We start from the raw sequence: 26,338 nt of genomic DNA on the forward strand, positions 1-26,338 counted from the left end.
GGAAATCGAACCGCGTGCCGACCTATTGGGGAGATTATCCGAAGCGGTTGGCCGGTATGCCGCGCACGCCGGGCTTGAGCGCGAACACGCCGCCCTCTGAAGGATGCGCATCGAGATGCTCGGCGCTCATCGTGAAGCGCGCGGAGGTCACAAACAGCGTGTCGAGATCCGTACCGCCGAAGGCACAACTTGTCGGCCAGCTGCAAGGCAGCTCGACGATCCGGTCCAGCCTGCCGTCGGGCGCGATACGGGCGAGGCAACTCCCGCCCACCACCCGGCAGTTCCAAACATAACCATCGGCGTCGAGACATGAGCCGTCCGGCAGGCCGCGCTCGAAACCGGTGAAAAAGGGCAGGCGTTCGCCGAGCCGTCCCGCCTTCTTGTCCCAGCAGTAGCTGTAGAGCGCGTTCTTCATCGTGTCGGCGGTGACGAAGCGGCCGTCCGGCAGCCACGCCATGGTGTTTGTGATGCCGAAGCGGTCCTCGCTGAGCGACGTCGCCTTGCCGTTGGAACCGACCCGGTAGAGCCGGCCCTCGTCGCTCATGATGGCCAAGGGAGCGTCGTCCGGCCCGATATTGTTGGCCATCGTGCCGACCCAGAGCGAGCCGTCCGGCGCGACGACGCCTTCGTTGAGCCTCGTGCCGGGCCGGTCCGCCTCGATCGTCGCAAGCGTTCGCAACGGCCCGCCGAAATCCCAGAGTGCGATGTCCTTGCGCAGGCCGATGATGGCGCCGCCATCGGCGCGCAGGCCGACCGAGGTGACGAGATCGCCCGTTGGCCAATTCTCATGCGCTCCGGTCGACGGGTCCAGCCGATGGATTCGGCGGCCGATGATGTCGACCCAGACCAGTCTGCCGCGGCGGTCGTCCCACACCAGGCTTTCGCCGACCACGTCGCGCGCGTCGAAGATCAGGGCGGCATCGGTTTCGGGCATGGGGCTCCTCCGTCTCCCGGGAAATGCACTTGACATATATCTTTCGGATGAAATATGAGCAATTTAATAATAACCTGTCATACAGGTTTTGAGGGAGCGCAATGCAGGAGCAGACGGACCCACCGGGTGAGCCGAGCCCCGGACTGGTCAGCACGGCCATCCAGGCGATCACCCAGCACATCCGCTCGGAGGGTCTGGCGCCTGGCGATCCGCTGCCCAGCGAAGCCGCCATGACGCGCCAGCTCAACGTCTCCCGCACCGTCGTGCGCGAGGCCTTCCGTTCGCTGTCGGCGATGCGGCTCATCGATATGAGCGCCGGGCGCCGCGCCACCGTCGCCAAGCTCGATACCGGCGCGATGTCGATGGTGATCGAGCACGGCATCACCACCCAGCAGATCAGCGTGCAGCAGGTCTATGACGTCAGGCGCACCATCGAGATGCGCACGGTTGCGCTCGCCGCGCTGCGCCGCACCGACCAGGAGGCTGCGGCGATTGCCCAGTCCGCCCGGCTGATGCGCGAGAATTTCACGAACCCCGAGGCCGTCATGGAGCACGACATCGCCTTCCACGAGGCGATCGCGGCGGCCTCGCACAACCCGGTCTTTTCGCTGATCGTCACCGCTTTTAGCGGCGTCACGCGCCGCACCTGGGTGATCGGCTGGCGCACCCGCTCCTCGGACGAGGCCCAGCTCAAGATGATCAAGGGCCATGAGGACATCGCCGACGCCATCCTCAAGGGCGATCCACGGCTGGCGGCCGAGCACATGGCCGAGCATTTCGACAAGAGCGTCAAGGCGCTGCTCGATGCGGGGATTGCTTGATGAAGATCCGCGCCATCGAAACCGTCCGCATCGAGGAGCGGCCCAATTTGCTCTGGGTCGAGGTCCATACCGACGAGAGCATCACCGGGCTCGGCGAGACCTTCTTTTTGTCGCGCACCGTCGAGGAATATCTGCACGAATATGTCGCGCCGCGGGTGATCGGCCGCGACCCGCTGCAGATCGACCTCCTGGCCGCCGACCTCGTCGGCTATCTCGGCTTCCGCTCCAGCGGCGCCGAGGTGCGCGGCAACTCGGCCTTCGACATCGCGCTGTGGGACATTTTCGGCAAGGCCACCAACCAGCCGGTCGCGCAATTGCTCGGCGGCTTCAGCCGCCGCTCGATCCGCACCTACAACACTTGCGCCGGCACCGAATACATCAAGGACGCCAAGGGCCAGACCACGGCCAATTACGGCATCGGCGCCGGGCGTGATTATGACGACCTCAACGCCTTCCTCACCCGCGCCGGCGAACTGGCGGAGGAGCTGCTGGAGGACGGCATCACCGCCATGAAGATCTGGCCGTTCGACCACGCGGCGGAAAAGACGCGCGGCAACGACATTTCCGCCGCCGACTTGAAGGCGGCGCTCGAACCGTTTGAAAAGATTCGCAAAGCCGTCGGCGACAAGATGGACATCATGGTCGAGTTCCACTCCATGTGGCAGCTCTTGCCGGCCATCAGGATCGCGCAGGCGCTGAAGCCCTACGCCACCTACTGGCACGAGGACCCGATCCGCATGGATAGCCTCGGCGACCTCAAGCGCTATGCCGCCGCCAGTCCGGCACCGATCTCGGCCTCGGAGACGCTGGGCAGCCGCTGGGCTTTCCGCGACCTGCTGGAGACGGGAGCGGCCGGCATCGTCATGCTCGACATCTCCTGGTGCGGCGGCCTGTCGGAGGCGCGCAAGATCGCCTCGATGGCCGAGGCATGGCGGCTGCCGGTGGCGCCGCATGACTGCACCGGTCCGGTCGTGCTCGCCGCCTCGACGCATCTTTCGCTCAACGCGCCCAACGCGCTCGTCCAGGAAAGCGTGCGCGCCTTCTACCGCACTTGGTACCGCGATCTGGTCACCGCGCTGCCGGAAGTGAAGGACGGCATGATCACCGTGCCGCCCGGGCCGGGGCTGGGGCTGGCGCTCAGTCCGGAACTCGGCCGCGCCTACACCGTCCATCGTCGCGTCAGCGACAGGACAAGCATCTGAAAAATCCAAAGGGAGGAACAGACATGAAGAAACTCACCGCAATGCTATTGCTCGGCGTCGCCCTGATCGGCGGCCAATCCGTGGCCCGCGCCGAAGGGCTCAACATCGTCTTCACCCATCATTCGTCGGCCTCGAACACGTTCTGGCAGGCGGTGAAGAAGGGTTTTGACGATGCCTGCGCCAAAGTCGAAGCGAACTGCAACATGGTCTTCACCCAGACCGAGGGCTCGGTCGAGCAGCAGGTCGCGAACATGCGAGCAGCACTTGCCGCCAAGCCCGACGCGCTTTTGACCTCAATCGTCGACGATCACGCTCTGGATGACGTCGTCAAGGAGGCACGCGACGCCGGCGTGCTGGTGATCGCCGTCAATGTCGACGACACCGAGGGCGCCAAGGGCAATGCGCGGCAGGCCTTCGTCGGCCAGGGCTTCAAGCCGGCCGGCTATTCGCTCGCCAAGGCGATTTCCGAGAGTTTTCCGAAAGACGGTCCGATCAAGGTGCTGGTCGGCATTTCGGCGCCCGGCCAGAACTGGTCGGAAAGCCGCGGCGCCGGCGTCATGCAGTTCCTCGAGGAGTACAAGGCCGCTCATAAGGACCGTGACGTGTCGTGGGAGCGCATCGACAGCGGCACCGATCTGGCCATCACCTCCGACCGCGTCGGCGCCTATTTGAACGCCCATCCCGACACCACGGCCTATTTCGACACAGGCTTCTGGTGCGCCGGCGTGGCCCGCGTGCTGGCCGATCGAGGCGTGGCGCCGGGCAAGGTGCTGCTCGGCGGCTTCGACCTAGTGCCCGAGGTGCTGCAGCAGATGCAGAAGGGCTATGTCCAGGCGCTGGTCGACCAGCAGCCCTACATGCAGGGCTTCATGCCGGTGATGGAGGCTTATCTGAACAAGAAGATCGGCCTTGCGCCTTCGGACATCGACACCGGCCAGGGCATCGTGCGGCCAAAGGAGGCCGACAGCATCATGGCGCTGTCGGCCCAGGGGCTGAGGTAAGCTCTCCAAATACCGAGACCTGCATCGGCGGCGCCGGCCGTCGCCGATGCGTCTGAATCCCGAACCACCGGAGCCTTGCGTTGAAGCGCCTGTTCAAGACCTATCTCGAAAAACCGGAGCTGGCCGGGCTGATCCTTCTGGTTCTGCTCATCGTCCTGTTCCAGGTGCGCTCGCACGGCGTGTTCCTGAATGCCGACAATCTGCGCGGTGTCCTCGGCATCCTGCCGGAGGCCGGCCTCGTCGCCATCGGCGTCACCATCCTGATGATCAGCGGCGAGTTCGACCTGTCGGTCGGGTCGGTGTTCGCGTTGATGCCGATGTCGATGGCGGTGCTGATGGTGCATGGCTGGCCGTTCCCGCTGGCGCTGCTCGCCGGACTGCTGGTCGCCGCGGCTATCGGCTTCATCAACGGCTACATCACCATCCGCTTCGCGATCCCGAGCTTCATCACCACGCTCGGCATGCTGTTCATGGCGCGCTCGCTCACCGTGGTTGTCTCCGGCGGCTTCCCGCCGCTGCTGCCCGCCGACCTGCCCAACTGGCTGTTCACCTCCTTCGTCGGGCCGGGCAACATGTTCCGCATGTCGTTCCTGTGGTTCGCGGCGGTCGCGGTGCTGACCTCGCTGATGCTGTCGCGCACCAATTTCGGCAACTGGATCAAGGCTACCGGCGGCTTCCAGCCGGCCGCGGCCTCGATGGGCATCCCGACCGCCAGGGTCAAGATCGTCTGCTTCATGCTCTGTTCGGTGCTCGCGGGTTTTGCGGGCATGCTGCAGGTGCTGCGGCTGGGCTCGCCGCTGCCTTCGATCGGCGAGGGGCTGGAGTTGCAGGCCGTCGCGGCCGCCGTCATCGGTGGCGCCTCGCTCACCGGCGGCATCGGCACGGTGATGGGCGGCATCATCGGCACGACGCTGATCCGCGTCATCGACAACGGACTTGTGCTCAGCCACGTCGACGCCAACTGGTTCAAGTTCGCCATCGGCTTCCTGACCATCTTCGCCGTCGTCGCCAATGCCTGGATGCGCAAGCGCGCCAAGGCCATCAAGATGGAGGGCTGAGCCGTGGGCGATGCGATCATCTCGGTGCGCGACCTGCACAAATGGTATTCCGGCGTACATGCGCTGAAGGGCGTCTCGCTCGATTTCCGGCGCGGCGAGGCGCTCGGCCTTGTCGGCGACAACGGCGCCGGCAAGTCGACCTTGATCAACATCCTGTCCGGCGTCCACCGCGCCGATCAGGGCGAGATCCAGGTCGAGGGCAGGGCGGTCAGCATCGCCACGCCGCGCGACGCGATGGATCTCGGCATCGAGACCATTTACCAGTACAACTCCATGGTCCCCACCATGTCGATCGCCAGGAACCTGTTCATCGGCCGCGAGCCGACCCGCTTCTCGATCCTCGGTGTCGGCATCCTCGACCAGAAGAAGATGGCCGAGGAAAGTATCCGCGCCATCGCCAATGTCGACCTGCATCTGCGCTCTCCCAACGCGCTTGTCGGCGAGCTCTCCGGCGGTCAGCGCCAGGGCGTCGCCATCGCGCGCGCCATGCATTTCAAGTCGAAGGTGATGATCCTCGACGAGCCGACCAACCACCTCTCGGTCAAGGAGACCAACAAGGTGATCGGCTTCGTGCGCGGCTTGAAGGAACAGGGGGTGACCGGCGTTTTCATCAGCCACAACATGCACCACGTCTTCGACTGCTGCGACCGCATCGTGGCGATGGCGCGCGGCGAGGTGGTGCTGGACAAGCGCATCGAGGATACCTCGATCGATGAAGTGCATGGCGTGCTCTAGGGAAACTTGGCAATGAAGGTGCTTGCTGGTCGTAAGGTGCTGCTGACGGGCGGCCTCGGCTCGCTCGGTCGTGCCCAGGCGGCGACGCTGGCGCGGGCCGGCGCGCGTGTGCTGGTGCTCGATCGGCCCGAGGTCGAGAACGGACCGGACATCGTCGCCGGGTTGGCCGGTCAGGCCAGCGGCGACATCGCCTTCATTGGGTGCGATCTCAACCGGCTGGCCGAGGCGGAAGCGGCCGTTGCCGCGCTGGCGGCGAAGGAAAGCGGCATCGACATCCTGATCAACAACGCGGCGCTGATCATCAACCGGCCGTTCGAGGAATTCTCTCTCGCCGAGTATGAGGACCAGATCCGCGTCAACTCCTCGGCCGCCTTCGCGCTGGCGCGGGCCTGCGCTCCCGGCATGAAGGCCAAGGGCTACGGCAAGATCGTCAACTTCTGCTCGATCACGCTCAACGGCCGCTGGGATGGCTACGTGCCCTATGTCGCGTCGAAAGGCGCCATGCTCGGCCTCACCAAATCGCTGGCGCGCGAGCTCGGACCGCATGGCATCAGGGTGAACGCCGTGTCGCCGGGCGCGGTGGTCTCGGAGGCGGAAGAGCGCGTCTTCGGCGACCGGCTGGAGGAGTACAATGACTGGATCCTCGCGAACCAGAGCCTGAAGAAGCGTATCGAGCCGGCCAACGTTGCCGACCTCGTGCTGTTCCTCGTCTCGCCGGCCTCCGACATGATCAGCGGCCAGAACATCGCCGTGGACGGCGGCTGGTGACGGCCGGCATGGCTGAGCTTCGAGACGGCCGCGCGCGGCTCGTGCTCGCGCCCGACAAGGGTGGTGCGATCGCCCGTTACGATGCGCTTGTCGGCAGCGCGCGGGTTCCGCTTTTGAGGGCTGGGGACGGCACCGGCACATCCGGTTGCCAGCTCCTCGTGCCGTGGTCGAACCGCATTTCCGGCGGGGGCTTCACCTTCGACGGCCTCTTTCATGCCATCGAGCCGAATGTGCCCGGCGAGACTTTCCCGATTCATGGCGACGGCTTCCAGAAGCCGTGGCGGCTTGCCAGCCATACCGACACCGAGGCGGAGCTGACGCTCGATGACGGCGCGATCGGTCCTTACCGCTATGCGGCGTCGGTTACCTATACGCTGCAGGACGGCGCGCTGGAGGCGCGGCTGATTGTTGAAAATCGCGCCGGCATGCGCCTGCCCTATGGCCTCGGCTTCCACCCCTGGTTTCCGCGCGTCGCCAGGACCACGCTTAAGGCGAAGGCGCAGCGCGTCTGGCTGGAGGACGAGCGCCATTTGCCGGTCGGGGTGGCGCCTGTCGCCGAGCATCCATGGTGGGATTTTTCCCAAACCTCGCTTTTGCCGGCGGGCTGGGTGAACAACGGCTTCTCCGGCTGGGATGGACACGCGACCATCGTGCAACCGGGGCGGATTTCCGTTTCGCTCACCGCCTCGCCAACGCTCGATGTCTATATCCTCTATTCGCCGTCACCCGATGCCGGCTTCTTCTGCTTCGAACCGGTCTCTCACCCTGTCGATGCGCATCACGGCGAAGGGCTGACGGTGCTGGAGCACGGGCAAGCGATGAGCGCGACGATGCGGTTGGACTGGACGGTGACCGATTGAGCGTGCCGCCGCTGGAACTGCTGATCTCCCCCGCAAGGTGGAGATTGGACGTCGCGTCGGCTTCGCCAATTTCCAACGTCGCAAGAGGACACGCCGGAAACAGCCCCCTCTACAACTCCTTCTCCGCCAGCTCCCTGAACCCGTCCGGCACCGAGCGCGCGCCTTCGAGCGCCACCGTGCCGTAGCCGACGGCCTCCTTGCCGAAACGCTGGCGAATCTTGTCGATGGCGCGGTCGGCTCCGAAGCGAGCCAGCCCCTTGCGGCTGCCGGGCCTGAGCTTCTCATCCGCCAGGCCGAGTGGCAGTTCGAGCTGCAATTCGGCATGTTCCTCCAGATGCGAGACGGAGATGGCGAGCAGCGAGATGTCCCGCTCGCCTGGATGGGCGGCCAGCACGCCGCGCACCAGTTCTTCGGCGATCTCGGCCAGCATCGCTGTCGCCTGGATCGGCTGGTCGAGCGTGATCGAGCGGCTGACCGCGCGCATGTTGGCGAACCGCACGCGAACCGTGATTGTGCGTCCGGGCCGGTCCTTGGCACGCAACCGGCTGGCGACGCGGTCGGCCAGATGCAGCAGCGTCGGCACGAAGACGCGCGGCAGCGCCGGTTTCCTGCCCAACGCCGATTGCGCGCCGGCGGAATGTGCTCGCCGATGCGTCTCGAGTTTGCGCGGGTCGCGGTTCCAGGCAAGCGCGGCAAGTTTCTGGCCGGCGGCGTGGCCGATCAGCCGCTCCAGCGCGCCGCTGTGCGTGCGCGCCAACTGCCCGATGGTCTCGACGCCGATCTCGGCGAGCCTGGCCTTGGTCGCCGGGCCGACGCCCCACATCAGCGTGACGGGCAGGTCGTGCAGGAAGGCGAGCTCGGTGCCGGGCTCGACCACCACCAGCCCGTCTGGCTTGGCCACCTGCGAGGCGATCTTGGCCAGATGTTTTGTGCGCGCCACGCCGATCGAGATCGGCAGGCCGAGCTCGGCCCTCACGCGGTCGCGGATTTTTCGCGCGATCTCTTGCGGAGGACCAAAAAGATGCGTGCAGCCGGCGACATCGGCGAACGCCTCGTCGATCGAGATGCGCTCGACCACGGGCGTGAAATCGTCGAGCACCTCGATCGCGGCGTCGCCGAGACGCTGGTACTCGGAAAAATGGCCGCCGACGAAGATGAGCTGCGGGCAGAGCTCGCGCGCCTTGCGGCCAGGCATGCCGCCGCGCACGCCGAAGACCTTGGCCTCATAGGAAGCCGCCAGCACCACGCCGCCGCCGACTGCGATCGGCTTGCCACGCAATGACGGATCGAGCAACTGCTCGACCGAGGCGTAGAAGGCGTCGAGATCGGCATGCAGGATGGTGGCGGCCGCAGCGGCGTTTGTGGCGAGCATCCCGCGCTCCATCTCCATCCGGTCCGCATTGCGGCAGCGCAGCATTAGCTGCGTCTTTCGTAAGGGATTTTAATCGGAACATAAAGAGAACAAAAGCGGTCTCTCGTCAAGTCGGCGGGGCTGTACACCAGAACAGTTGCAACCGTGCACAACCGAGACGTTTGCCGGCCGGTTGTGCGCGACGCCTCGCTCTTGAGGGGACATGGTCGCAAGCGGCCATGGGAGCCTCGCGTGTGAAGCGCGGCGGCTTTGCAACGCCCAAGAACGGCGTTCCACGCGGGGCGACCCCTCTGCCGCTTTTGGCGCCCCCGGTCTGAGGGGCGATTGCTTGCGCTTATGCCGGTTTGGCGTATTGCTCGGCGCTCAGCACCTCGATGCACTGGAACGGCTGGTTGCCTTCCACCCAGGCGTCATGGCCGGGCGGGATGGTGTAGGAACTGCCGGCCTCGAAGGTCTTTTGCGTGCCGTCGGTCATCCGCACCGTGATCGAGCCGGATACGACATAGCCGACATGCGAGACCTGGCAGCTATCGGTCTTGACCACTGGCTTGACGCATTCGGACCATCTCCAGCCCGGCTGCATGTTCATCCGCCCGAGCGTATAGCCCGGCAGCCGGACGATCTCGACGCGCGTCTTGGCGGGCGCGCGCACCTCGTCGGGATTGTTATGCGATTTGGATTCGAGTTTCGTCACGTTCATTGCAACTTCGGCCATGGTGTCCTCCCATGCGTGAAGCGGCGCCTGACGTTGCGATCATCGTCGGCGACCGCGACACTATCCATAGGCCTTATTATGAGTGATTGCTAATGCAATCGAGGCGACCGCGAGCTGGGCCAGGCGCTTGGCGCACCCGTCATGAGGCGCATATGCCAGCCCCTCGGGCGACGGTCCCTGGCCATGTTCGGACCGAAGTCTCACCGCACCAACGCAGAGGCCCGAGGCGCCGATTTCGAGGCAACCGCAGCGGCTCCATTTCATTTGGGCTAGCAAGCCGCCGGACAAAGTCCCTTCATCGGCGGTCGACGACGGGGTGCCCGCCATTCCTGCGATATGGCGGGCACTCCTCTCCCTTTGGAAACTGTCTTGGAGCTGCTGGCCGTGCTACCCGGCAACATCATCGCGAACCTGTTTGCCGCGCTGCTTTTGGCGGGATTTGTCGTCGGCGTCTTCCTTCTGGTCGGCAGGCCCCTCTGGCCACAGCGCCATGCCCAGATGGTGGTCCTTCTCCCAATCGACACCATGGCCACCGGATCGGTGCGCAAGGCCTATGTCGAGCCATGGTTGCCTGCTCGCTTCGATCTCAAGCTCGCGCCCGTCAGGCCACTCGACAAAGGCAGGCGAGGGAACCAGTCCGCGCCTCATACCGTTGATTGAGCGAAGGGATGGCGCTGGCGGAGGCCGCCATGCATAATTTCGAACTCATCGATCTTCTGTGCGTCATCGACGCATGCGCGAGCGACCGTTTCGCCGGACGTCTCGTGCCTATGTCGAAGGCCGTCGAGGAATTGCGCGTCCTGACCGGCGATTTCGTTTCGTCGGATAGGGATGCGGCCAACGCCTTGACGCAGGTCGCGCTCGAGCGCGGCTGCGCGGTGCTCTTCGACGAGCAGCCGGGCGCGGATATCATAGGCGAGCTGTAATCCTTCCCTCAAGGGGAGATTGGCGCTCATTTCGCCAGGGTGATCATCCGTCCCGCATACACCGCGCGGTTGCCGAGCTCGGCGCTGCAGTCCGACTTTACGGCGGAGCTCCCCGTCATTGTGACAGTGTCCCCGACCAGCCGCAGGCAACTGCCCTGGGCGTTCATGTCCGAATTTCCGGCATAGGCGATAGCGGCGTCCGGAGCGTAGATGAAACCGCTCACCACCGAGCCGGACCCGCCGTTGAGCGTCAGCGCCTGCGTATTGCCATGCGCCTGGTAGATGGTGATGCCGGCGTAGGGGCCGCTGGTCGGCGGCGACAGGTTCACCTGTTCGTTGGCGTTGATGTAGAGCTGCGAGTTCTCCATCAGGAAGATCGTCACGCCCTGGCCGCTGAGGCTGCCGTTGCCGCCTGGTTTTATAGTGACGTTGCGCATGATGTAGGTGCCTGGATCAAGGGTGATCTTCCCCGACAGGGTCTTGTCGCAATAGGTGCCCGGCGAGAGCGTTATCGTCTTGCCGTTCGGCACGGGCAGGCAGAGCGTGTAGGGAGGCGGAACGACGTCGGCCAGCGGATCGAACGAGGCATACTGGTTTTCCTGCGCCGCGCCGCAGGAAAGGGTGGCGCTGGGCGGCGTCAATCCTTGCGTGCCGCCGACCGTCGAGACACAACCGGCGCTGACGATCGCCGAGCCGCCTCGGTTGACGGCGTCGGCGGCGTCCGAATTGGCCGCGATCACGCAACCGCTCATCGCCACATTGGTGGAGCCCTGCAGGCTGACCGCGCTACCGGCATGCGGATCGAGCGCCAGCACGCAGGCCTGCGCGCCGGGCTTGATCTTGACCGAGGCGGAGCGCGTCGCCGGCCAGGCCGGCATGCCGGGGACGAAGGACGGTCGGCTGATGCTCGACGACAGCGAAATGAAGTAGGCGCCGGGATCGCCGCTGGCCCCGGCCTGGAAGGCGGCGACGCTGCCCGAATATTCCTGCGTATCGGCGGTGCTCATATTGGCCGCGAAGAAGGTCTGGCCGAGTTGCTGCACGTCGCTCGCCGACATGCTCGCCTGGTATTTCGTGCCGATCGCAAGGCCGGCGGCGTCCAGCGAGTTCTGCAACTGAGCGGCGTCGCCGCTGGTGCCGATCACGTTGACGGACCCTGCCACGGCAAGCATCAGCGGTACCATGGCCACCGCGGTCGCGACCGCGAAGTTGCCGCGCCTCGAAGCCCAGAAACGTGCAAACATGGAAGTCCGCCCTCGTCGTATATGCGAGAGTGATAGGCACGCTGTCTCTACGGGTGATTTCCAAAAAAGATAAAATGCAGAAAGTGCTAAAATATATGGTTTTACTGATGGTTACATCTTAAGTCTGAGTGTCTTTGGGCCTTAAGTCTTAGTGCGCGCGGCGCAAGGCGGAGGTGGCCGCCCGATGCGGTCCTAACAGCGCAAGTCGAGTGAAATAATTAGCCATTCCTTCATATGACAATGATGACGTCATGGCTGGGATACCTTGGGTGCGCTCGGCCATGGCCTTTTCAGGTCCGTTCTTCCGAAATCTTTTTTCTCGACTGGCCCCTCGACGCTTTTGCGAAGGCATGGGCGGCAACGTCGCGACCATCTTCGCGCTGACCCTTCCGGTCGTCGTCGGCGGCGCGGGGCTGGGTGTCGAGACGTCCTACTGGTACTATTCGAGCCTGAAGCTGCAGGCGGTCGCGGACGCGGCCGCCTACGCCGGCGCGCTGGAAAAGATCCAGGGATCCGACACGACGGCGATCACCGCGGCGGCTACCTCATCGGCGGCCTCGAACGGGCTGGGCGCCGGCACCATCGTCGTCAACACGCCGCCAACCTCAGGGCCGAACACGGCCAAGAAGGCGGTGGAGGTGATCCTCAACCAGAACCTCGACCGGATGTTCACCTCCATCTTCACCCAGACGAAGGTGCCCGAACAGGCGAGGGCGGTGGCGCTGATCACCGACGCTTCAAAAGCCTGCGTGCTGGCGCTAAATCCCTCGGCCTCGCAGGCGGCGCTGTTTTCCGGCAGCACCAGCGTCAAGCTCACCGGCTGCTCGGTCATGTCGGATTCGATCGCCAATGACTCTATCAAGGTGCAGGGCTCGGCAGGGCTGCAGGCCGATTGCCTGATTACTGCCGGCGGCGTTTCGCTGAGCAATCCGGTGACCACGGTCTGCAAATCGCCGATCACTCAGGCCTTGCCTGCGTCCGATCCGTTCGGCAGCTTGCCGGCGCCCGCGGCGACCAACCCATGCAAGAGCGTCAACGGCAACAAGACGTCGCAGACACTCCAGGCCGGCACATACTGTAGCGGCATGAGCCTCAACGGCAATGTCGCGCTGTCTTCCGGTACTTATGTCGTTCAGGGCAATTTGAAGATCAACGCCGGCGCCGTCGTCACCTGCGCCGCACCCTGCACCGGCGTAACCATCTACATGGCCGGCAGCAACACCGTCAGCATGAACGGCAACGCCACCGTGACGCTGAGCGCACCGACCTCGGGCACCTATTCGGGCGTGCTGTTCTACGGCGACAGGACGGGGATTGCGGCGCAGAGCACCTTCAACGGCACCGCGGACTCGCTGTTGACCGGTGCCATCTATTTTCCCAGGCAGCAGGTCAATTATCTCGGCAATTTCTCGGGCCAGAATGGGTGCACGCAGGTCGTCGCCGACACCATCCAGTGGTCGGGCAACTCGACCATCAACCAGGACTGCTCGAGCCTTGGGATGAAGGATATCCCGGCCGCGCAGTCCGTAGCGGTCGTCGAGTGAAATCCCCGGCCCGTCGATTGATCCAGGCCATTCGCGATGAAACGGGCATCGCCGCGGTGGAACTCGCTCTGGTCTTGCCCGTCCTGTGCGCGGCGTTACTCGGTACCATGGACGGCTGGTCCTATGTCACCAGTTCGCTGTCGATGCGCGCCGGCGTGAAGACGGCCGCCAACCTCGTGATGGCTGGATCCTCCGACGACACGGCGATCCAGGCCGCCGCGCTGGCGAGCTGGGAAAACAAGCCGTCCGACGCCCAGGTCGTCATCAGTCGCATCTACCAATGCGGAACGACCGTCGTCGATGCTTCCACCCTGTGCAGCGGCCCGAAAGCGCCGTCTGTCTATGTCCAGATCCAGGCAACTGGCACCTGGACCCCGCCCTTCACCTTCGGCCCTTACCCGGACAACACCACTCTCGGCCATTTGCAGGTAGTCCGTGTTCGCTAAAGCAATTCCAGGAAAAGTGCGCAGCGGTTTTCCGTCCGGAATTGCGCCGTCATGCAAAGCAATTCCAGGAAAAGTGCGCAGCGGTTTTCCGTCCGGAATTGCGCCGTCATGCAAAACTCGGCGGTCTTGGGCATTTGCCGGCAACGTGTCGGGCGGAAGCGCCATTGAATTCGCCCTGGTCGCGCCTGTCCTGATTATGCTCTTGTTCGGTATCTTCGCCTTCGGCTGGTCGATGAACACCACCTCCAGCGTGCGCTATGCGCTGGAGGCCTCGGCGCGCTCGCTGCAGCTCAACAACACGCTGACGCAGGCCGATATCCAGGCCATCGCCACGCAGAAGCTGAAGGCGCTTGGCCTGCAGAATGTCAACGTCACCATCACTACCGATCCGGCGAGCGGCGGCTTCCGCATGGCCCATGTCAACGCCAGCTACGCCTTCGTCATCAGCTTCCCCTATTTCAGCGATTATCCGATCAACTACACGACGTCCGTGACCGTGCCGCTCGTCGGCGGCTAGAAGGGCAGGGGCAAACCGGACATGAAACCCGTCTCCTCGGGTGGTGCCGGCGGCGTACGCGCCGCCCATCCGCTCCGGCCGGTCGTGCATCATCTTAGCAATCTCTAAAGTCGCAAGCTTGACGCCAGCCAGGAATGCTAGGGATTTGCCGTCGTCCTATCAGGAGCGCAGCCATGACTTCTCCCGTCGGAAGCCAGCATGGTGCTGGCATCGTGCATCATTCGAGCAAACCTCAGGGATCGTCGGAAACCTTCCCGGGCAAGAGCGCGGAAAGCGTCGGCCACCTTGCAAAGGCCTCGGTCTCCGAGACGGATACGGGCAAGCCGAACGCGCAAGGAAAAGCCGCGTCCCGCATCGCCCGCATGGATCTGACCGTGCTTTCTCCAACCGGTTCGGGGGAGAGTGAGGAACCGGATACCGCGACCGACGCGCCGACGATTGCCGGTGACGTGGAAGCCGCGTGAAACGGCTTTCCGTCCGGAATTACATCAGAACCAGACGATAGGGCGGTTTGCCGTTTCAGTGGGAACGGCGCAACGCTCTAGCAGCCTTGGCTTGTCGTTTTCATCTGGCCGGGAGCGTTCGATTTGGCGCTGGTATCCTGCTGGCCGGGGGCGGCCTGCTTCGCGCTGCCGGTCGTCTGTTGTCCCGGGGCGCAATCCTTCGCCGAGTTTGGATTGGTCGAGTTCGCCTGCGTTTGGTCCGTGCTCTGGCTGCTGGGCATCGTCGTGGACGAGGAAGTCGACGAAGCGCCCGACTGCGCTGTTGCCAGCCCTCCGGAAAGAGCAAGCAAGGTGGCGACAAGAAGAATCCGTTTCATGACGACTGGTCCTTTCGGTAACGCCCTTCGGTTGCTTAACCCCGGCGGGGCAATAGTGTTCCGATGGGCCCAAATGCTCCGGATTTGCGGGACTTTCGTGGATCTGGATAACCTTTGGGACCATGGTCTGGCGAGACAAGGGCCCTCATTGTTCCAAACGGCCCAAGGAGGCTCGGCCCTTTGTATTTTCGTTAAATTTCAATATGTTAACGCAATATTTTGCGAGAATTATTGGACAATGGTCGCGGTGCTCTCATTTCGCGACCGCAATTGCCTAAAGTTTATCCGACGCCGTTAGGAAATTCTCATAAGAGGCTGCCTAGCGGTTGGGCTCTGGTTACGATTCATCTGTGGAGAAGCACAATGACATTGCGTAAGACACTTCTGGCATCCCTTGCCATTCTGGCGCTCGCGGCGGCCCCGGCGCTCGCCGGCAACGGCCATGGCGGCGGCAATGGCGGCAGCCATGGCGGCGGCAATGGCAACGGCGGCGGCAATGCCGGCGGCAAAGGCAACAGCGGCGCCTCGCATGGCAAGTCGGCCTCGGCCCCGGGCCAGAACAAGAGCACCGACGACACGACCACCGACAACACGACGACCGCCGCCACACCGAGCATCCATTCCAAGCTCGGCCGGCTGAACTCCTTGCAGCGCAACATCAACGCGTACATGAATTCCAAGAGCAAGAAGTTCGCCGGTATCCAGGCCTATGTGACCCAGGCTGCTGCAGCCCAGAACGCGGCGGCCAAGCTTGACGCGGCGAACACCCAGCTGGCCGCCGACCAGACCAAGCTCGCCGATCTCACCAAGCAGCTCGCCGATCTCAACGCGACTAACACGACCGGCTTCTCGACCGCACAGCTGGCGGCTCTCGATGCGCAGAAAGCCGATGTTCAGAGCCAGATCGATGCTCAGAATACGGCAATCACCGCCGACAATCAGGCGATCACCGACGCGCAGGCCGCGGTTGCCGCTAACCCGGCGCCCACGGACGCCTCCTTGGATGCGGCCCTCACCGACATGGCCAACAAGCCGGTCGACGCCGACGTTACCGCCTGGGCCAAGGATACGCTGGCGGGCAAGATCGACGCCATGGCCGCGGCCACGACAACCCCATAAGGCCGGCCGAACCGACCAGAGGGTGAACGAAACGCCGCCGGGCCTCGCCCGGCGGCTTTTTTGTCCGCCATCGCCGGGCCTTCACGATCTCCGGCCGGGCGGCAACTACCCTCATTCCAGCTGTCGCTCAGGGACAGTTCGATCGCCGTCATCGCCGCGAATCCTGAAGGCCGGTGCCTCCACGATCGTCCTCGTCGGATCCTGGCAAGTCGGGCCAAAAACGTCGGCACGTCAGACCTCGGTCGCCTTGTATTCGGCAATACGCAACGCCAATGTAAAGGCGCACTCCTCATCCTTGCCCGCCATGGTGCATGGCTTAGACTCCGCCGCCCCCGGCGAACCGAGCCCAGATATGGGGAGTTGAGAAGACGGCAGTCGATTCCTCAGGGATGTAGCTGTGCCTTCATCGAGCCCGCCACTGGTTCAGGCGCCAGTCGGCGGGCTTTCGATGGTCGGCATAGAGCCGTCTCACGGAAACGGCCAACCGCTCTATCTCTTTGTTTTTACGCAATTTCCGACCGAAGGCTGCGGCGAAGGCGCCGAGCCTGACCGCTCACACTTTCCCTGGAATTGCTCTAATCCGCGTGATCGAGCAGGCGGGTGGCGTCGGGGCGATCCCGGCCCCGCTTGACCCCGGCGTGATCGATGCCTTCCACGGTGATGGCGAATGTCCCGTTCTCGGTCCTGCCGATGAAGCCCTTCGACTTGAGGTACCAGAGGTGGAACTCCAGGTGCTCGCGAGGGCAGCCCGACAGGCGCTCGAGCTCGTCGTCGCCGATGCCCGGATTGTTGACGTCCCGCCGGCGCCTCACATAGAGAAGCGACAGCAGATTGGCTTGGATGACGGTATCCCTCTCCATGCCGCCGCCGTCGCGGGCTCCTTCCGTGAGCTCGTGACGAAGGCCCAGATGCTCGCGGTAAAGGATGTCGTACTGCGCCCGTTTGACCGGGTCGCGCAGTGTATTGTGGGCCTCGACGATTTCGCTGAAACGCGACTCATTGCCGGTCTCCCGATTGTCGGGATGGTAGCGCATGGCAAAGTAGCGGAAGATCCGCTCGATGGTCTCAGAATTGGCGTTCGGGCTTATTTCCAGAATTTCGTAGTAGTCAATGAACATGTAATCGTGCTTCCGAAATCACGGAAACCATTTCCCCGTCGCCAAGCATTGCTCAAATGCCGCGCGCGTGCAAGCGCCTGGCCTTGCCGCGCTCATGGCCATGCGAAGGAGATCGAAAGAGTTGGGCATGGGGGAGCAGTTCGACAGCATTTTTCCGCGCTAATTGTCTTGTGCTGCGTGTTTCGTCTGTCGAGTCTTCTAGGGGCGGGCAAAACACGAGTTAATCTGCGGCAAGTTAGGTTGCTGAGCGTGAGCTTGGATGGAGGTAACGTTGGGTGCCACCACGCGCGCTGAAAAGCGGTCCACCACCGGAGTGAGACGGCCGGCGGGGCGTCTCCGGCGGGGGTGTCACTGAAATGTGCCGTCGTACAATTGAAATGATATAACATCACGTTATAAAGAGGATGCGAGACGGGTTTGCCGCGATTTGCGCGGCGACGAATGAGCAATCCGAATTGGTGATGAGGAGGCTGGCGAAAGGGGTATCGTCATAGTGGAGCAGACGGATCAGCACTCGATACTTGAGCCCAATGGAGTCAATGACGCTGGTCAGCAGTTCCTGGCGTTTGGCGGCACGCGCGAATTCAGTCGGGCGCAAAGCTCGCTGCACGTCCACCCCGACGTCACTGTCGTTAAATCCAGTGAGGGATTTGGCTGGACCGATCTCTATGCCGCCATCACCGATGAGCGGCCTCATCTGGCGATCCGCAGGGCCATTCCGGACATCTGGTTCGCATCGACGCTGACGGGCATTGAGTTGCGCCGCACGGTCGGCGATGAGCAACTCCATGGTGTGCTCTCGTCGAATCTTGTGACGATTACGCCCGCGGGCATCGCCGTGCGGGATGAGATTGCTGTGCCCGTCAATGCCCTGCACGTCTATCTCAAAGGCGACGCGATGCAGGAGGTCGCCGACGACCTGTTTGCAACGCACCGCTCGGATCGGGCGATCATACCCGCATTCGCCAGCGAGGATCGTATGCTGTTTCTTCTGTTGCACGCGATCAGGGCCGCCCTCGATGAACCGCCTCGCAGCAATCTGCTGAAGGTGGAGCTTCTTGCCAGGGTGCTTGCCTCACACGTTCTGCAGATCCACTCGACGGATGGCGTAGCGCGGACCCGGACTGCGGACAGGCTGGGATCGAACCAGCTTCGGCTTGTCGTTGACTATATCGAAGCCAATCTCTGCGGCGAAATCAGTGTCAACGAGCTGGCCGCCATCACCGGGCTCAGTCGTGAGCAGTTCTTCCGTCGCTTCAAGGCGTCGCAACGGATTTCGCCGCATCGCTATGTGATGATGGCGCGCATCGAGCGGGCAACGGCCTGTCTTGCCGACCCGAAGCTTGAGCTTGTGTCGATCGCCTTGATGTGCGGCTTTTCGAGTCAGGCGCATTTCGGCTCCGTCTTCAAGCGCTTCATGGGAACATCTCCCGCCCGTTATAGACGCTCGATCGCATAGCCATCGGAGACAGGCCCTCGCGCGGCAAGCGCGACGCGGGGAATGATTTAGGCGTTCTAGCCGCCCGAATTCGATATTCTTGCCACGAATTTGAAAGAAATCCGGCAAATTTCCCGGTATTTGCGGGACAACATTTACCCCTGATGACGACTGGGCCCACCCTTCGGGTTCGCGGTCCGCGGCACATGTGAGCGCCTGGAGCGGCCGGGCGGCCGCGCAGGCGTTTTTGTTCGTGCTTACCCTTAATCGGAATGATGAGGAGACGTCATGCCGGAACGGGCACTTGCCCGCTCGCGCCAGTCAGTAGTGAATTTTGAGCTGCAAGACGCGGACGGTTTAGCGGACCACATCAACCAACGTTTTTCGCCCGTCAGAATCGAACCGGTACGGCCGGCCGATCGGTTCAGCATGTCCGGGACATACGGGCAGGTCGCCGGCATCGACTTCAGCCGAGGCCGGGTCCAAGGGGAATTCAGGGTATTTCCCAAGCGCCTCTATGACGGCGTGTTCTTCATTTTTCCGACGGTGGGCAGTCTCGTCTTCCATCAGAGCCGCGAGAGTTTTGCGAGCTCGCCCACCATCGCCGTCGCTGCCGAAGGGATGGCATGCCGATCGATGGATTTCCTTTTCGACACCACCTTCTGCGGTGTGGTTATTGATCGGCCGGCGCTGGCCGCTCGGATGTCGGCACTGCTTGGCCATCCGGTCGTCGAAAAGCCGATCTTCCAGCCATCGCTGGATATGGCGTCTGGCGGCGCCAGTGCGCTGAAGTCTCTTGTGATGTGCATCACGAGCCCAGAATTCGGCCCGCAACTCAACCGAGCGAGCCTCACCGCAGAGCGGATTCGCGAAACGCTTGTCGACCTGGTGCTCGAAACGTGGCCGAACAGCTACTCGGAGATCCTACATCGACCGCCGCCGATGATCGCGCCTCAGCATGTGAAGCTCGCCGTGGATTTCATCCATGACCACGCGCATATGCTTCCGAGTGGGACGGAGCTCGCAGCCTTGTCGGGCGTCAGTCTTCGTGCGCTGCAGGCCGGCTTCCGGCGGTTTGCGGGTGCCTCAATCGGTGCGTACCAGCGTCAGATCAGGCTGGAGCGGGCGCGCGCCGATTTTCTGCGCGAGCCGGGGGCCTCGGTCGAGGATATAGCCTTGAGGTGGGGATTCACCAATGCGGGGCGCTTCAGCCGATATTTCAAGGCGGCCTATGGCGTGTTCCCGACGGAGCTGATCCGCCGACAGCGCTGATCGCCCGCCGCGAGGTCCATTGCCGAAGGCAGACGAGCAGCCCGACGATTCTGAAGATCGCGACACGAATCTGAAATATCCGGACTGCCGACAGCGGTAGACTGCCTGGGCGTCGACCCCCGGCTTGGCTGACCCGGGGCCGAGGGTCGCATCGAGGGGAGCCGCCCTTCAGGTCGCCGCATCTGAGGCTCGCCCTCCTCCTGTGCGGTGGGAGCCCCTCGCCACCGCACAGGAGTCTTCTTGTGGTTGGTTGCGGTCGCGTGCTCACGAATGGCGGAGTGCGAATTACGCCACGGCACGGCGGTCTCTGCGTTCCGTGGCGTTGCGGATGGAGCTGGTTTGCGTGACCTGCACCGGATCGTGCGCTGCGGCGATATGATAGCGATCGCGGCCGGTTCTCTTGGCGTGGTAGAGCGCTTCATCAGCAAGTTTCATCGTTTGCTCGAGCGTGATTGCTGGGCAGTATTGGGCGACGCCAATGCTGATCGTGAGATTGATATCACGCCCGGCGATCACTTTTCCTGAGTGCCGCATTGCTTCGCAGAGGCGGTCAGCCTCGCGCCCTGCATCGCAGCTCCTGAGCTCCGGAAGAAAGACGCCAAATTCCTCGCCGCCAAGGCGCCCCACCAAGGCTTCGGGCGGCAGGGCGGTTCTCAGAACCTGGGCGAGGCATTTGAGAGCCTCGTCTCCGACATCATGCCCGTAGGTATCGTTGACCGATTTGAAGTGGTCGGCATCGATCATCAGGAACGAGCCGCCGCCTGCGAGCTGTTCGCGCATCTGGTTCAGCAGGTAGACGCGGGAGAGCACACTCGTGAGCGGGTCGTAGCGAACGCAATTGTCGAGACGATCAATCGTCATGGTGAGGAGCCTGAGGATGCTCAGCGCGCCGATAGCGATCGGCGGTGCAATCAGCAACGGAATGACCGCTGCGAGTGAGAGGACGCCCCAGAACGCCTGCCGCGGCAGCCCGGGCACAAAGGCGAGCGCCGTTGCGACCGACACGACTGGAGCTGCTACGCAAAGGAGTGTAATGAGCGCCAGCAAACCCCAAGCGTAGCGGTTCGATGTGATACGAAAAAATGGTAGCAACTTGTCCATGCCGAAAATCTTGGAACGACGTGCATAATCCTGCGGTTTCTTAATTCTGTAAATTTGTAGGTAACGAGGACCGTCTGCTCACTTTGCAGCGCGATCTGTCTGCGCGTTGCTCAACGCGTCTGACATCTGGGCGGGTTGTGACTTTTCCGCGGTTTGGATTCTCCCGCGGCGCGCTGGCAACCAGCAATTACCGATCTTAGGCGGGGTGGTCTATCGGCGCCTCATCGCGTCATGCGATGTCGAACGACAGCGAATAGCGGTTTCGCACGAACTTCAGGAAATGGCGAAGTGCGGGGTTCGTATTGTCTGTTCGCCAATATCCGGAAGTCCCGATCGTCGGTCGGCAAAGGCCTGCGCCGCTCGGCTTAGACGACTTTGCCGCGTCAGTCCGCTATTGCGGTGGAATAGATTCCGGGCTCTGTTAGTTAGCTCCGTTTGAAATTCAGGTGGCAACCTGGATGGGGGCCGACCTCAAGCCGGTTCCCTTTTTTGGCTCGCCTCGAAGGAGGCGAGCCATTTTTTTGCCAAACGCCAACACCTCGCGGCTTTCGCCCGAAGGCCGCACCGACTTAGGTGCGCCATGGCTAATATGGGTTGCAGGATGTAGACTTCGCAGAGTCGGGTTTACAGAGGCATTGGGAGGACAACAAAATGCCACGGATATCGGAACTCTTCTTCAAGACCGCCATCATCTTTTTCCTGCTGGGCATCGCCATCGGCATCAAGATGGGCATTTCGGGCGACCATGGCGCCTTCCCGGCGCATGCGCACTTCAACCTTCTGGGCTGGGTCACCAGCGCCATCTTCGGCGGCTACTACGCGCTCAATCCAGCCAAGGCCGAGAAGCGCCTTGCCATGATCCATTACGGCCTCTACACGCTTGGCCTGGTGGTGATGTTGCCGCCGCTTTACCTGAAATACGCATACGCGATGGACGCCGTTGAGCCGATCCTGGGCATCGGTTCGCTGATCGTCGCCGCGGGCGTGCTGGTCTTTGCCGTCATGGTCTTCTCGTCGGCCGAAACGGTACGCTCGACGACGGCTGCTACAGCCCGCTGAGGATTTGCCGATCAAAGCCGAGCGGCTTTGCGCCGCTTGGCTTTTCACGCCGAGCCATGCGGCGCACTTGTCGCCTGTGGCTCAGGGTAACCTTGGAAAGAGGCGCGAGATCAGGGCCTGGATGATGCCGTCTCGCTCGAACGGGCCCGGCAGCTTGGCGGGCGAGGCGGCGCCTTCGTTCGACTTGGTCTCGTCGGTCACGCGCGTCTCACCGTGCACGAGCCATAGCACGGCCGCGAAATAACCCGCCTGCAGGATGACAGCGGCGAGCACCGTCCAGCCCAATGCCGCCCAAGCCGATCCCGTGGACGTGTATGTCCAGCCGAGGATCACCAGAAGCGTAGCCACCATTCCCACAAGAAACTGCGGAAAATACATCTGCCCAACCGAGCGTCGCGACCACATTCGGTCATCGACGATCTCGCCCATGTCTCTACCCATCTTGACCCATGCACCTTTTCCGAGTGGTCCGCAAGCTTGAACGATCAGGAGGCGGGCCCATCGCCCTTTCGTCCGGCCCTTATAGGACGACGGACGCAGGACTTCCGTTGTGACAACTGGGAATGGCGTAAGATCGTTCCCGAGGCGCATCATTCAATGCATGCCTAATGGACAGACGTCGTCTCGCGTGTTCGGATGTCTCTGCACGCAAAAAAGGGCCCGCCACGTGGCGGGCCTTGTCCGTCATGCTGACCGGATCAGGTCAGGATCAACACGATCTTGTAGGTATCGGGGTCGACGATGACGATACGTCCGTCGGCCAGCACGAAATACTCGTAGCTCTCGTACGCAGGCACGATCTTGACGATACGCGCCGGCAGGCGGTGCAGCCGGATCTTGTGCCGCGGTACCTCGACGCCGACCGATATGTCGAAGCTGACGTCGCGGACCGGCTCGACCCTGGTCTCGTGGATGATCTGCGTGACCTGCGTCTTCTGCTCCACCGTCACGTTGTTGATCGAGGCCGTCTTGTTCTGGTCGGTCTCGACATTGGTGTTGCCCTGGGCGTTCTGCTCGGTCTGCATCTTGGTATTGCCCTGAGCATTCTGCTCGGTGGTGGCGCCGGCCTTGCCCTGTGCCTGCTGCTTCTTCTTCAGTTGGGTATTGTCCTGGGCATTCTGCTCGGTGCTGGTTGCGGCCTTGCCCTGGGCGTTTTGCTCGGTCTGCATCTTGGTATTGCCCTGAGCATTCTGCTCAGTGGTGGCGCCGGCCTTGCCCTGTGCCTGCTGCTTCTTCTTCAGCTTTGTATTGTCTTGGGCATTCTGGTCGGGGTTGGTGCTTGCCTGACCCTGGGCCTGCTCATCGGTCTTCATTTTGGTCTTGCCCTGGGCCTGCTCCTGCGTGTTGGCACCGGCCTTGCCCTGGGCCTTCATTTCGGTTTTCGATTTCATCTCGCCCTGGGCCTGCCCGCCGGCCTTGCCGCCCTTCTGGCAATCCGCCGTGCCGGCCGCGCAATTGTCACCGCCGCTCGGCTGCGCGGACTCGGTCTGCGCCATCGCGGCGCCGCAACCGACGCCGAGCGCGATCATGCTTGTGATCAGCAGATGTTTCATTGGATTTCTCCTCGGAGAGTTGGGTCCCTTCACTGAGAAAACCCCGCCCGAAAAGCATTGTTCCGAAATTGTCGCGCCCGGCGCAGGCGACGTTCGCGAAAATAACGGCGTCAGGTTTTTGCAGGAACAAGGCCTGCCGGCCGGCGTTACGGACAATGCCTACCGGCTGTGAAATCGCAGGCTCAGCGTGAGAGGCAATCATCCAAACGAGGAGAACATCGATGAAACTGCATCTCACAACCGCTGCGGCGGGCCTGCTGTTCCTGACGGGTATCGGCGCCGCCGCTGCTCAGGACGTCATCATCCAGCCCGAGCAGGAAACGGTCATTCGCGAGTATGTGCATAAGCAGCCGCTGGCCTCCGTCGAGGTTCCGGGCGTGAAGCTCAGCATCGGCAGCGTCCTTCCCGACACTGTCGAGCTTCACGAAGTGCCGAACGTGAAGTACCGCTACGTTGTCGTCGACAACCGGACGGTCATCGTCGATCCCGGCACGCGCAAAATCGTCCAGGTCATCGAATAGGGATTCATTCGCCGCTGGGTAGCCTGCCGCCGCCAGCGGCAGGCTACCCAGTATTAATTCGTTACCTACTGCTAATGGAACCTTTCGCCCAAGGCAGACGTTGCCGCCTCTGTGTTCAAGTTTGCCTCATAGAGAACACAAGCATGCGCAGGATGCAGGAATTGGGCGGCGGCGAAACAGGCACCGGTTGGGGAGGAGACTGACCAACATGTCGAAACGAGAAATCGGGACATCCCGTTCGCTCGGGATGCGGGTGGCCGATCTTAAGGCCAGGATGCGGGATGCTCGCATCACCGAACATGAGATGAAGACCTTCCAGAAGGTCGCGGCAATCATGGGGAGCGGCGAGGGCTCCCTACGCATAGACGCGGACGATCTGATCGCCGCGTCTTTCGTTACCGAGGCGCTGGGCGAATCGTCGCCGAACTGACAGCGGCCCACCAGCCGACAATCCCGGATCGATCCAGTCAGCCGGCGTGGCGGCGTTCATAGACGAACGGACGCCAGGCGGCGCCCTTCCAGGATATGGCGGCTAACCCGAAAACTTGTAGGCAAGGCCGATGCGCATGGCGTTGAGTCTGAGTGCGCCGAGGCTGGCTCTATCCAGGCACGTGTCGGTTTTGGGCGCGGCTTTCGCGCGCCCGGCTGCGCCTGATCTTGGCTTCGCGCAGCACCGCGACCGGATCGGCGCCGGTCCACTCGATCCCCGCCTTCTTCGCGAAGACCAGGAATGCCTGACGCGCCTTGTCGAGATCGATCTCACCGGCCCGGGCGGCTTCGCAGGCGCGCAAAGCCATGCCGTAGCTCTCGCCCTGAGAGGCCGATGGCCATTCCTTGAGAAAGTTCTGCATCGCGGTGAGCGAGGCGATCTCGCGCTTGAAGCCGGCGCCGACGGCGATGGTCACCGGAGCCCGAAGTTCTATGTCGCTTCTGATGGAACCTTCTCGCATGGCGACGGCACCCCATGGATTTCAAAGTCTTGGGCAGTTTCAAAGCCTTCCAATGCGGAGCCGATGCGAAGGTTCCGCCAAATCAATTAGTCATCGCTGACGGAACAACACCTTGCCGGCGACGTTTGCCCCTGGAGCTCCCATGTTCGACCTGCCGATGTTTCCGCTCCCGCGGAGGCAGGGCGGAGCTCGCCAACGCAACAGGAGAGAAACGATGAAAACCATCCTCATTCCAGCTGTCGCCGGCCTGGCTCTGATGGCCGGCATCGGCATCGCGGCCGCGGACGAGGTGATCGTCACGCCCGAGCAGCAGACCGTGGTCAAGGAATATGTCCACAAGCATCCGATTGCCTCGGTCAACGTGCTTGGCCTCGAGCTGGGCGTTGGCTCGACCGTGCCTGACACCGTCGAGCTGCAGCAGGTTCCGGACGTCAAGTATCGCTATGCGGTCGTCAACGACCACACGGTGCTGATCGACCCCGGCACGCGCCGCGTCATCCAGGTGATTCAATAACGCTTGGTCTGAATGAGCCCGATCCTCCCGCCGAAGCATCGGGGAAGGATCGGGCTCTTCTCGCATCCGGATATGAGGCCTAAACTAGACAGCGGTTTGGGAGGCAGCGAAGAAGGAGTCGTTGCCATGCATCATCCACACGTCGAATCACCAAGTATCGCCGCCATGGTTGACAAGCTGCTGGCCGAGCACAGAACTGGCCTGCTGTCGATGAAAGAGGCAATTTCCCTGCTGCGGCAGCGCACGGGGACGGATCGCTCTGATGCGGACTTAGCCGGATTGATTACAAAGAAGGCAGCGTATCTGGGTGTCGCCGTCATCACCGACGGACACTGAGCGAAATTTGCCGTTTCTGTCGCTCGCTCACGCGCGATACCGGAGACGCCACGGGAAAATTCGGCTAATGTTCGCGCCGGGGAACGGTCCCAACCTTTAGGAGGCGACAGTGACGGACGACAGGCACGAACGCATTCGCCAGCGCGCGCACGAGATCTGGGAGCAAGCCGGCCGGCCGGAAGGTGCGCATATGGAGCATTGGGACCAGGCGGCGGCCGAGGTCGATGCTGCGAGCAAGCCAAAGGCGAAGACCCCGAAGAAGGCCGCCGCCGACAAGCCGAAAGCCGCCAAAGTGGAGAAGCCGGCCATGCCCGCCAAGGCGAAAGCGACCAAGCCCAAAGCCAAGGCCTGAGCCCGCCACCGGCGCAGCGGTGCTGAGCGAAGGCTTCGCCCA

Annotated in this window: 32 protein-coding genes; 22 read left to right on the plus strand and 10 right to left on the minus strand. The window is 62.9% G+C overall.

Going from position 1 to position 26,338, the window contains the following annotated elements; all coding sequences use genetic code 11:
* Nucleotides 1–34 precede the first annotated feature (34 nt).
* The gene (locus AC0YKC_RS13770; RefSeq protein WP_488511423.1) at nt 35–934 is read right to left on the minus strand and encodes an SMP-30/gluconolactonase/LRE family protein; all 900 of its coding nucleotides are present in this window, start codon (nt 932–934) and stop codon (nt 35–37) included.
* Between the two features lie 101 nt (nt 935–1,035).
* Here AC0YKC_RS13770 and AC0YKC_RS13775 point away from each other — a divergent pair, with 101 nt between their 5' ends.
* From AC0YKC_RS13775 to AC0YKC_RS13805, 7 genes are all read left to right on the plus strand, one after another.
* On the plus strand, nt 1,036–1,755 hold the full coding sequence (locus AC0YKC_RS13775) for a FadR/GntR family transcriptional regulator (RefSeq protein WP_320296079.1): 720 nt from the start codon (nt 1,036–1,038) through the stop codon (nt 1,753–1,755).
* Nucleotides 1,755–2,957 (plus strand): mandelate racemase/muconate lactonizing enzyme family protein, encoded by a 1,203-nt coding sequence (locus AC0YKC_RS13780; protein ID WP_488511424.1) that lies wholly within the window; start codon nt 1,755–1,757, stop codon nt 2,955–2,957. Before AC0YKC_RS13775 ends, AC0YKC_RS13780 begins: the two co-directional genes overlap by 1 nt.
* Before the next feature lie 23 nt (nt 2,958–2,980).
* A complete protein-coding gene (locus AC0YKC_RS13785; protein ID WP_488511425.1) occupies nt 2,981–3,958 on the plus strand; it encodes a substrate-binding domain-containing protein in 978 nt (325 codons plus the stop codon).
* Between the two features lie 80 nt (nt 3,959–4,038).
* Complete coding sequence (locus AC0YKC_RS13790; RefSeq protein WP_488511426.1) at nt 4,039–5,016, plus strand: ABC transporter permease; 978 nt, start codon at nt 4,039–4,041, stop codon at nt 5,014–5,016.
* 3 nt (nt 5,017–5,019) lie between these two features.
* Nucleotides 5,020–5,751 carry an ATP-binding cassette domain-containing protein gene (locus AC0YKC_RS13795; RefSeq protein ID WP_488511427.1) on the plus strand — a complete coding sequence of 244 codons (732 nt, stop codon included), beginning with the start codon at nt 5,020–5,022 and terminating at the stop codon, nt 5,749–5,751.
* Between the two features lie 12 nt (nt 5,752–5,763).
* On the plus strand, nt 5,764–6,519 hold the full coding sequence (locus AC0YKC_RS13800) for an SDR family oxidoreductase (RefSeq protein ID WP_488511428.1): 756 nt from the start codon (nt 5,764–5,766) through the stop codon (nt 6,517–6,519).
* Nucleotides 6,520–6,527: 8 nt separating this feature from the next.
* On the plus strand, nt 6,528–7,379 hold the full coding sequence (locus AC0YKC_RS13805) for an aldose 1-epimerase (protein WP_488511429.1): 852 nt from the start codon (nt 6,528–6,530) through the stop codon (nt 7,377–7,379).
* A 109-nt stretch (nt 7,380–7,488) separates the two neighbouring features.
* Here the strand turns inward: AC0YKC_RS13805 and dinB are convergent, their stop codons facing one another.
* Together dinB and AC0YKC_RS13815 are read right to left on the minus strand one after the other, a co-directional pair.
* Nucleotides 7,489–8,751, minus strand: coding sequence for a DNA polymerase IV (gene dinB, locus AC0YKC_RS13810; RefSeq protein ID WP_488511430.1), 1,263 nt, complete (start codon nt 8,749–8,751; stop codon nt 7,489–7,491).
* A 334-nt stretch (nt 8,752–9,085) separates the two neighbouring features.
* Nucleotides 9,086–9,466, minus strand: a complete 381-nt coding sequence (locus tag AC0YKC_RS13815) for a cupin domain-containing protein (protein ID WP_488511431.1) — start codon at nt 9,464–9,466, stop codon at nt 9,086–9,088.
* A 369-nt stretch (nt 9,467–9,835) separates the two neighbouring features.
* Between AC0YKC_RS13815 and AC0YKC_RS13820 the strand changes: the two genes are divergently transcribed.
* Nucleotides 9,836–10,126: a polymerase gene (locus AC0YKC_RS13820; RefSeq protein ID WP_488511432.1), complete on the plus strand. Its 291-nt coding sequence runs from the start codon at nt 9,836–9,838 to the stop codon at nt 10,124–10,126.
* 29 nt (nt 10,127–10,155) lie between these two features.
* The gene (locus AC0YKC_RS13825; protein ID WP_488511433.1) at nt 10,156–10,392 is read left to right on the plus strand and encodes a hypothetical protein; all 237 of its coding nucleotides are present in this window, start codon (nt 10,156–10,158) and stop codon (nt 10,390–10,392) included.
* Nucleotides 10,393–10,418: 26 nt separating this feature from the next.
* Here AC0YKC_RS13825 and AC0YKC_RS13830 read toward each other — a convergent pair whose 3' ends face one another.
* The gene (locus AC0YKC_RS13830; protein WP_320296067.1) at nt 10,419–11,636 is read right to left on the minus strand and encodes a TadE/TadG family type IV pilus assembly protein; all 1,218 of its coding nucleotides are present in this window, start codon (nt 11,634–11,636) and stop codon (nt 10,419–10,421) included.
* A 350-nt stretch (nt 11,637–11,986) separates the two neighbouring features.
* Here AC0YKC_RS13830 and AC0YKC_RS13835 point away from each other — a divergent pair, with 350 nt between their 5' ends.
* The 4 genes from AC0YKC_RS13835 (at nt 11,987) to AC0YKC_RS13850 (ending at nt 14,607) form a co-directional block, all read left to right on the plus strand.
* On the plus strand, nt 11,987–13,180 hold the full coding sequence (locus tag AC0YKC_RS13835; RefSeq protein WP_488511434.1) for a pilus assembly protein TadG-related protein: 1,194 nt from the start codon (nt 11,987–11,989) through the stop codon (nt 13,178–13,180).
* 17 nt (nt 13,181–13,197) lie between these two features.
* The gene (locus AC0YKC_RS13840; protein WP_320296065.1) at nt 13,198–13,626 is read left to right on the plus strand and encodes a TadE/TadG family type IV pilus assembly protein; all 429 of its coding nucleotides are present in this window, start codon (nt 13,198–13,200) and stop codon (nt 13,624–13,626) included.
* 145 nt (nt 13,627–13,771) lie between these two features.
* Complete coding sequence (locus tag AC0YKC_RS13845; RefSeq protein WP_320327842.1) at nt 13,772–14,143, plus strand: TadE/TadG family type IV pilus assembly protein; 372 nt, start codon at nt 13,772–13,774, stop codon at nt 14,141–14,143.
* 173 nt (nt 14,144–14,316) lie between these two features.
* Nucleotides 14,317–14,607: a hypothetical protein gene (locus AC0YKC_RS13850; protein WP_488511435.1), complete on the plus strand. Its 291-nt coding sequence runs from the start codon at nt 14,317–14,319 to the stop codon at nt 14,605–14,607.
* A 77-nt stretch (nt 14,608–14,684) separates the two neighbouring features.
* Here the strand turns inward: AC0YKC_RS13850 and AC0YKC_RS13855 are convergent, their stop codons facing one another.
* On the minus strand, nt 14,685–14,963 hold the full coding sequence (locus AC0YKC_RS13855) for a hypothetical protein (protein ID WP_488511436.1): 279 nt from the start codon (nt 14,961–14,963) through the stop codon (nt 14,685–14,687).
* Between the two features lie 363 nt (nt 14,964–15,326).
* On the opposite strand from AC0YKC_RS13855, the gene AC0YKC_RS13860 reads away from it, so the two are divergent.
* Nucleotides 15,327–16,082, plus strand: a complete 756-nt coding sequence (locus AC0YKC_RS13860) for a hypothetical protein (protein ID WP_320296060.1) — start codon at nt 15,327–15,329, stop codon at nt 16,080–16,082.
* A 575-nt stretch (nt 16,083–16,657) separates the two neighbouring features.
* On the opposite strand, the gene AC0YKC_RS13865 is transcribed toward AC0YKC_RS13860, so the two are convergent.
* The gene (locus tag AC0YKC_RS13865; protein ID WP_434722131.1) at nt 16,658–17,200 is read right to left on the minus strand and encodes a J domain-containing protein; all 543 of its coding nucleotides are present in this window, start codon (nt 17,198–17,200) and stop codon (nt 16,658–16,660) included.
* Nucleotides 17,201–17,693: 493 nt separating this feature from the next.
* Between AC0YKC_RS13865 and AC0YKC_RS13870 the strand changes: the two genes are divergently transcribed.
* Nucleotides 17,694–18,659, plus strand: coding sequence for a helix-turn-helix domain-containing protein (locus AC0YKC_RS13870; protein WP_488511437.1), 966 nt, complete (start codon nt 17,694–17,696; stop codon nt 18,657–18,659).
* Between the two features lie 267 nt (nt 18,660–18,926).
* A complete protein-coding gene (locus AC0YKC_RS13875) occupies nt 18,927–19,910 on the plus strand; it encodes an AraC family transcriptional regulator (RefSeq protein WP_488511438.1) in 984 nt (327 codons plus the stop codon).
* Between the two features lie 285 nt (nt 19,911–20,195).
* Here AC0YKC_RS13875 and AC0YKC_RS13880 read toward each other — a convergent pair whose 3' ends face one another.
* Nucleotides 20,196–21,011 (minus strand): GGDEF domain-containing protein, encoded by an 816-nt coding sequence (locus AC0YKC_RS13880; protein WP_488511439.1) that lies wholly within the window; start codon nt 21,009–21,011, stop codon nt 20,196–20,198.
* A gap of 651 nt (nt 21,012–21,662) precedes the next feature.
* Here AC0YKC_RS13880 and AC0YKC_RS13885 point away from each other — a divergent pair.
* Nucleotides 21,663–22,070 carry a heme-copper oxidase family protein gene (locus AC0YKC_RS13885; RefSeq protein ID WP_320296055.1) on the plus strand — a complete coding sequence of 136 codons (408 nt, stop codon included), beginning with the start codon at nt 21,663–21,665 and terminating at the stop codon, nt 22,068–22,070.
* 81 nt (nt 22,071–22,151) lie between these two features.
* Here the strand turns inward: AC0YKC_RS13885 and AC0YKC_RS13890 are convergent, their stop codons facing one another.
* Both AC0YKC_RS13890 and AC0YKC_RS13895 read right to left on the minus strand, forming a co-directional pair.
* Complete coding sequence (locus tag AC0YKC_RS13890) at nt 22,152–22,499, minus strand: exopolysaccharide production repressor protein (protein ID WP_434722135.1); 348 nt, start codon at nt 22,497–22,499, stop codon at nt 22,152–22,154.
* 269 nt (nt 22,500–22,768) lie between these two features.
* Nucleotides 22,769–23,623 (minus strand): DUF1236 domain-containing protein, encoded by an 855-nt coding sequence (locus AC0YKC_RS13895; RefSeq protein WP_488511440.1) that lies wholly within the window; start codon nt 23,621–23,623, stop codon nt 22,769–22,771.
* A 221-nt stretch (nt 23,624–23,844) separates the two neighbouring features.
* Here AC0YKC_RS13895 and AC0YKC_RS13900 point away from each other — a divergent pair, with 221 nt between their 5' ends.
* Nucleotides 23,845–24,144: a DUF1236 domain-containing protein gene (locus tag AC0YKC_RS13900; RefSeq protein WP_488511441.1), complete on the plus strand. Its 300-nt coding sequence runs from the start codon at nt 23,845–23,847 to the stop codon at nt 24,142–24,144.
* A gap of 208 nt (nt 24,145–24,352) precedes the next feature.
* Nucleotides 24,353–24,574 (plus strand): hypothetical protein, encoded by a 222-nt coding sequence (locus AC0YKC_RS13905; protein ID WP_488511442.1) that lies wholly within the window; start codon nt 24,353–24,355, stop codon nt 24,572–24,574.
* A gap of 169 nt (nt 24,575–24,743) precedes the next feature.
* On the opposite strand, the gene AC0YKC_RS13910 is transcribed toward AC0YKC_RS13905, so the two are convergent.
* On the minus strand, nt 24,744–25,049 hold the full coding sequence (locus tag AC0YKC_RS13910) for a DUF982 domain-containing protein (protein WP_488511444.1): 306 nt from the start codon (nt 25,047–25,049) through the stop codon (nt 24,744–24,746).
* Between the two features lie 259 nt (nt 25,050–25,308).
* On the opposite strand from AC0YKC_RS13910, the gene AC0YKC_RS13915 reads away from it, so the two are divergent.
* The 3 genes from AC0YKC_RS13915 to AC0YKC_RS13925 all read left to right on the plus strand — a co-directional run bounded on the left by AC0YKC_RS13915 (nt 25,309) and on the right by AC0YKC_RS13925 (nt 26,296).
* Nucleotides 25,309–25,608: a DUF1236 domain-containing protein gene (locus AC0YKC_RS13915; protein WP_320296048.1), complete on the plus strand. Its 300-nt coding sequence runs from the start codon at nt 25,309–25,311 to the stop codon at nt 25,606–25,608.
* 126 nt (nt 25,609–25,734) lie between these two features.
* On the plus strand, nt 25,735–25,944 hold the full coding sequence (locus AC0YKC_RS13920) for a hypothetical protein (RefSeq protein ID WP_320296047.1): 210 nt from the start codon (nt 25,735–25,737) through the stop codon (nt 25,942–25,944).
* Nucleotides 25,945–26,053: 109 nt separating this feature from the next.
* On the plus strand, nt 26,054–26,296 hold the full coding sequence (locus AC0YKC_RS13925; RefSeq protein WP_488511445.1) for a DUF2934 domain-containing protein: 243 nt from the start codon (nt 26,054–26,056) through the stop codon (nt 26,294–26,296).
* The last annotated feature ends 42 nt before the right edge of the window (nt 26,297–26,338 follow it).

The organism is Mesorhizobium sp. CNPSo 4661, from assembly GCF_057784215.1.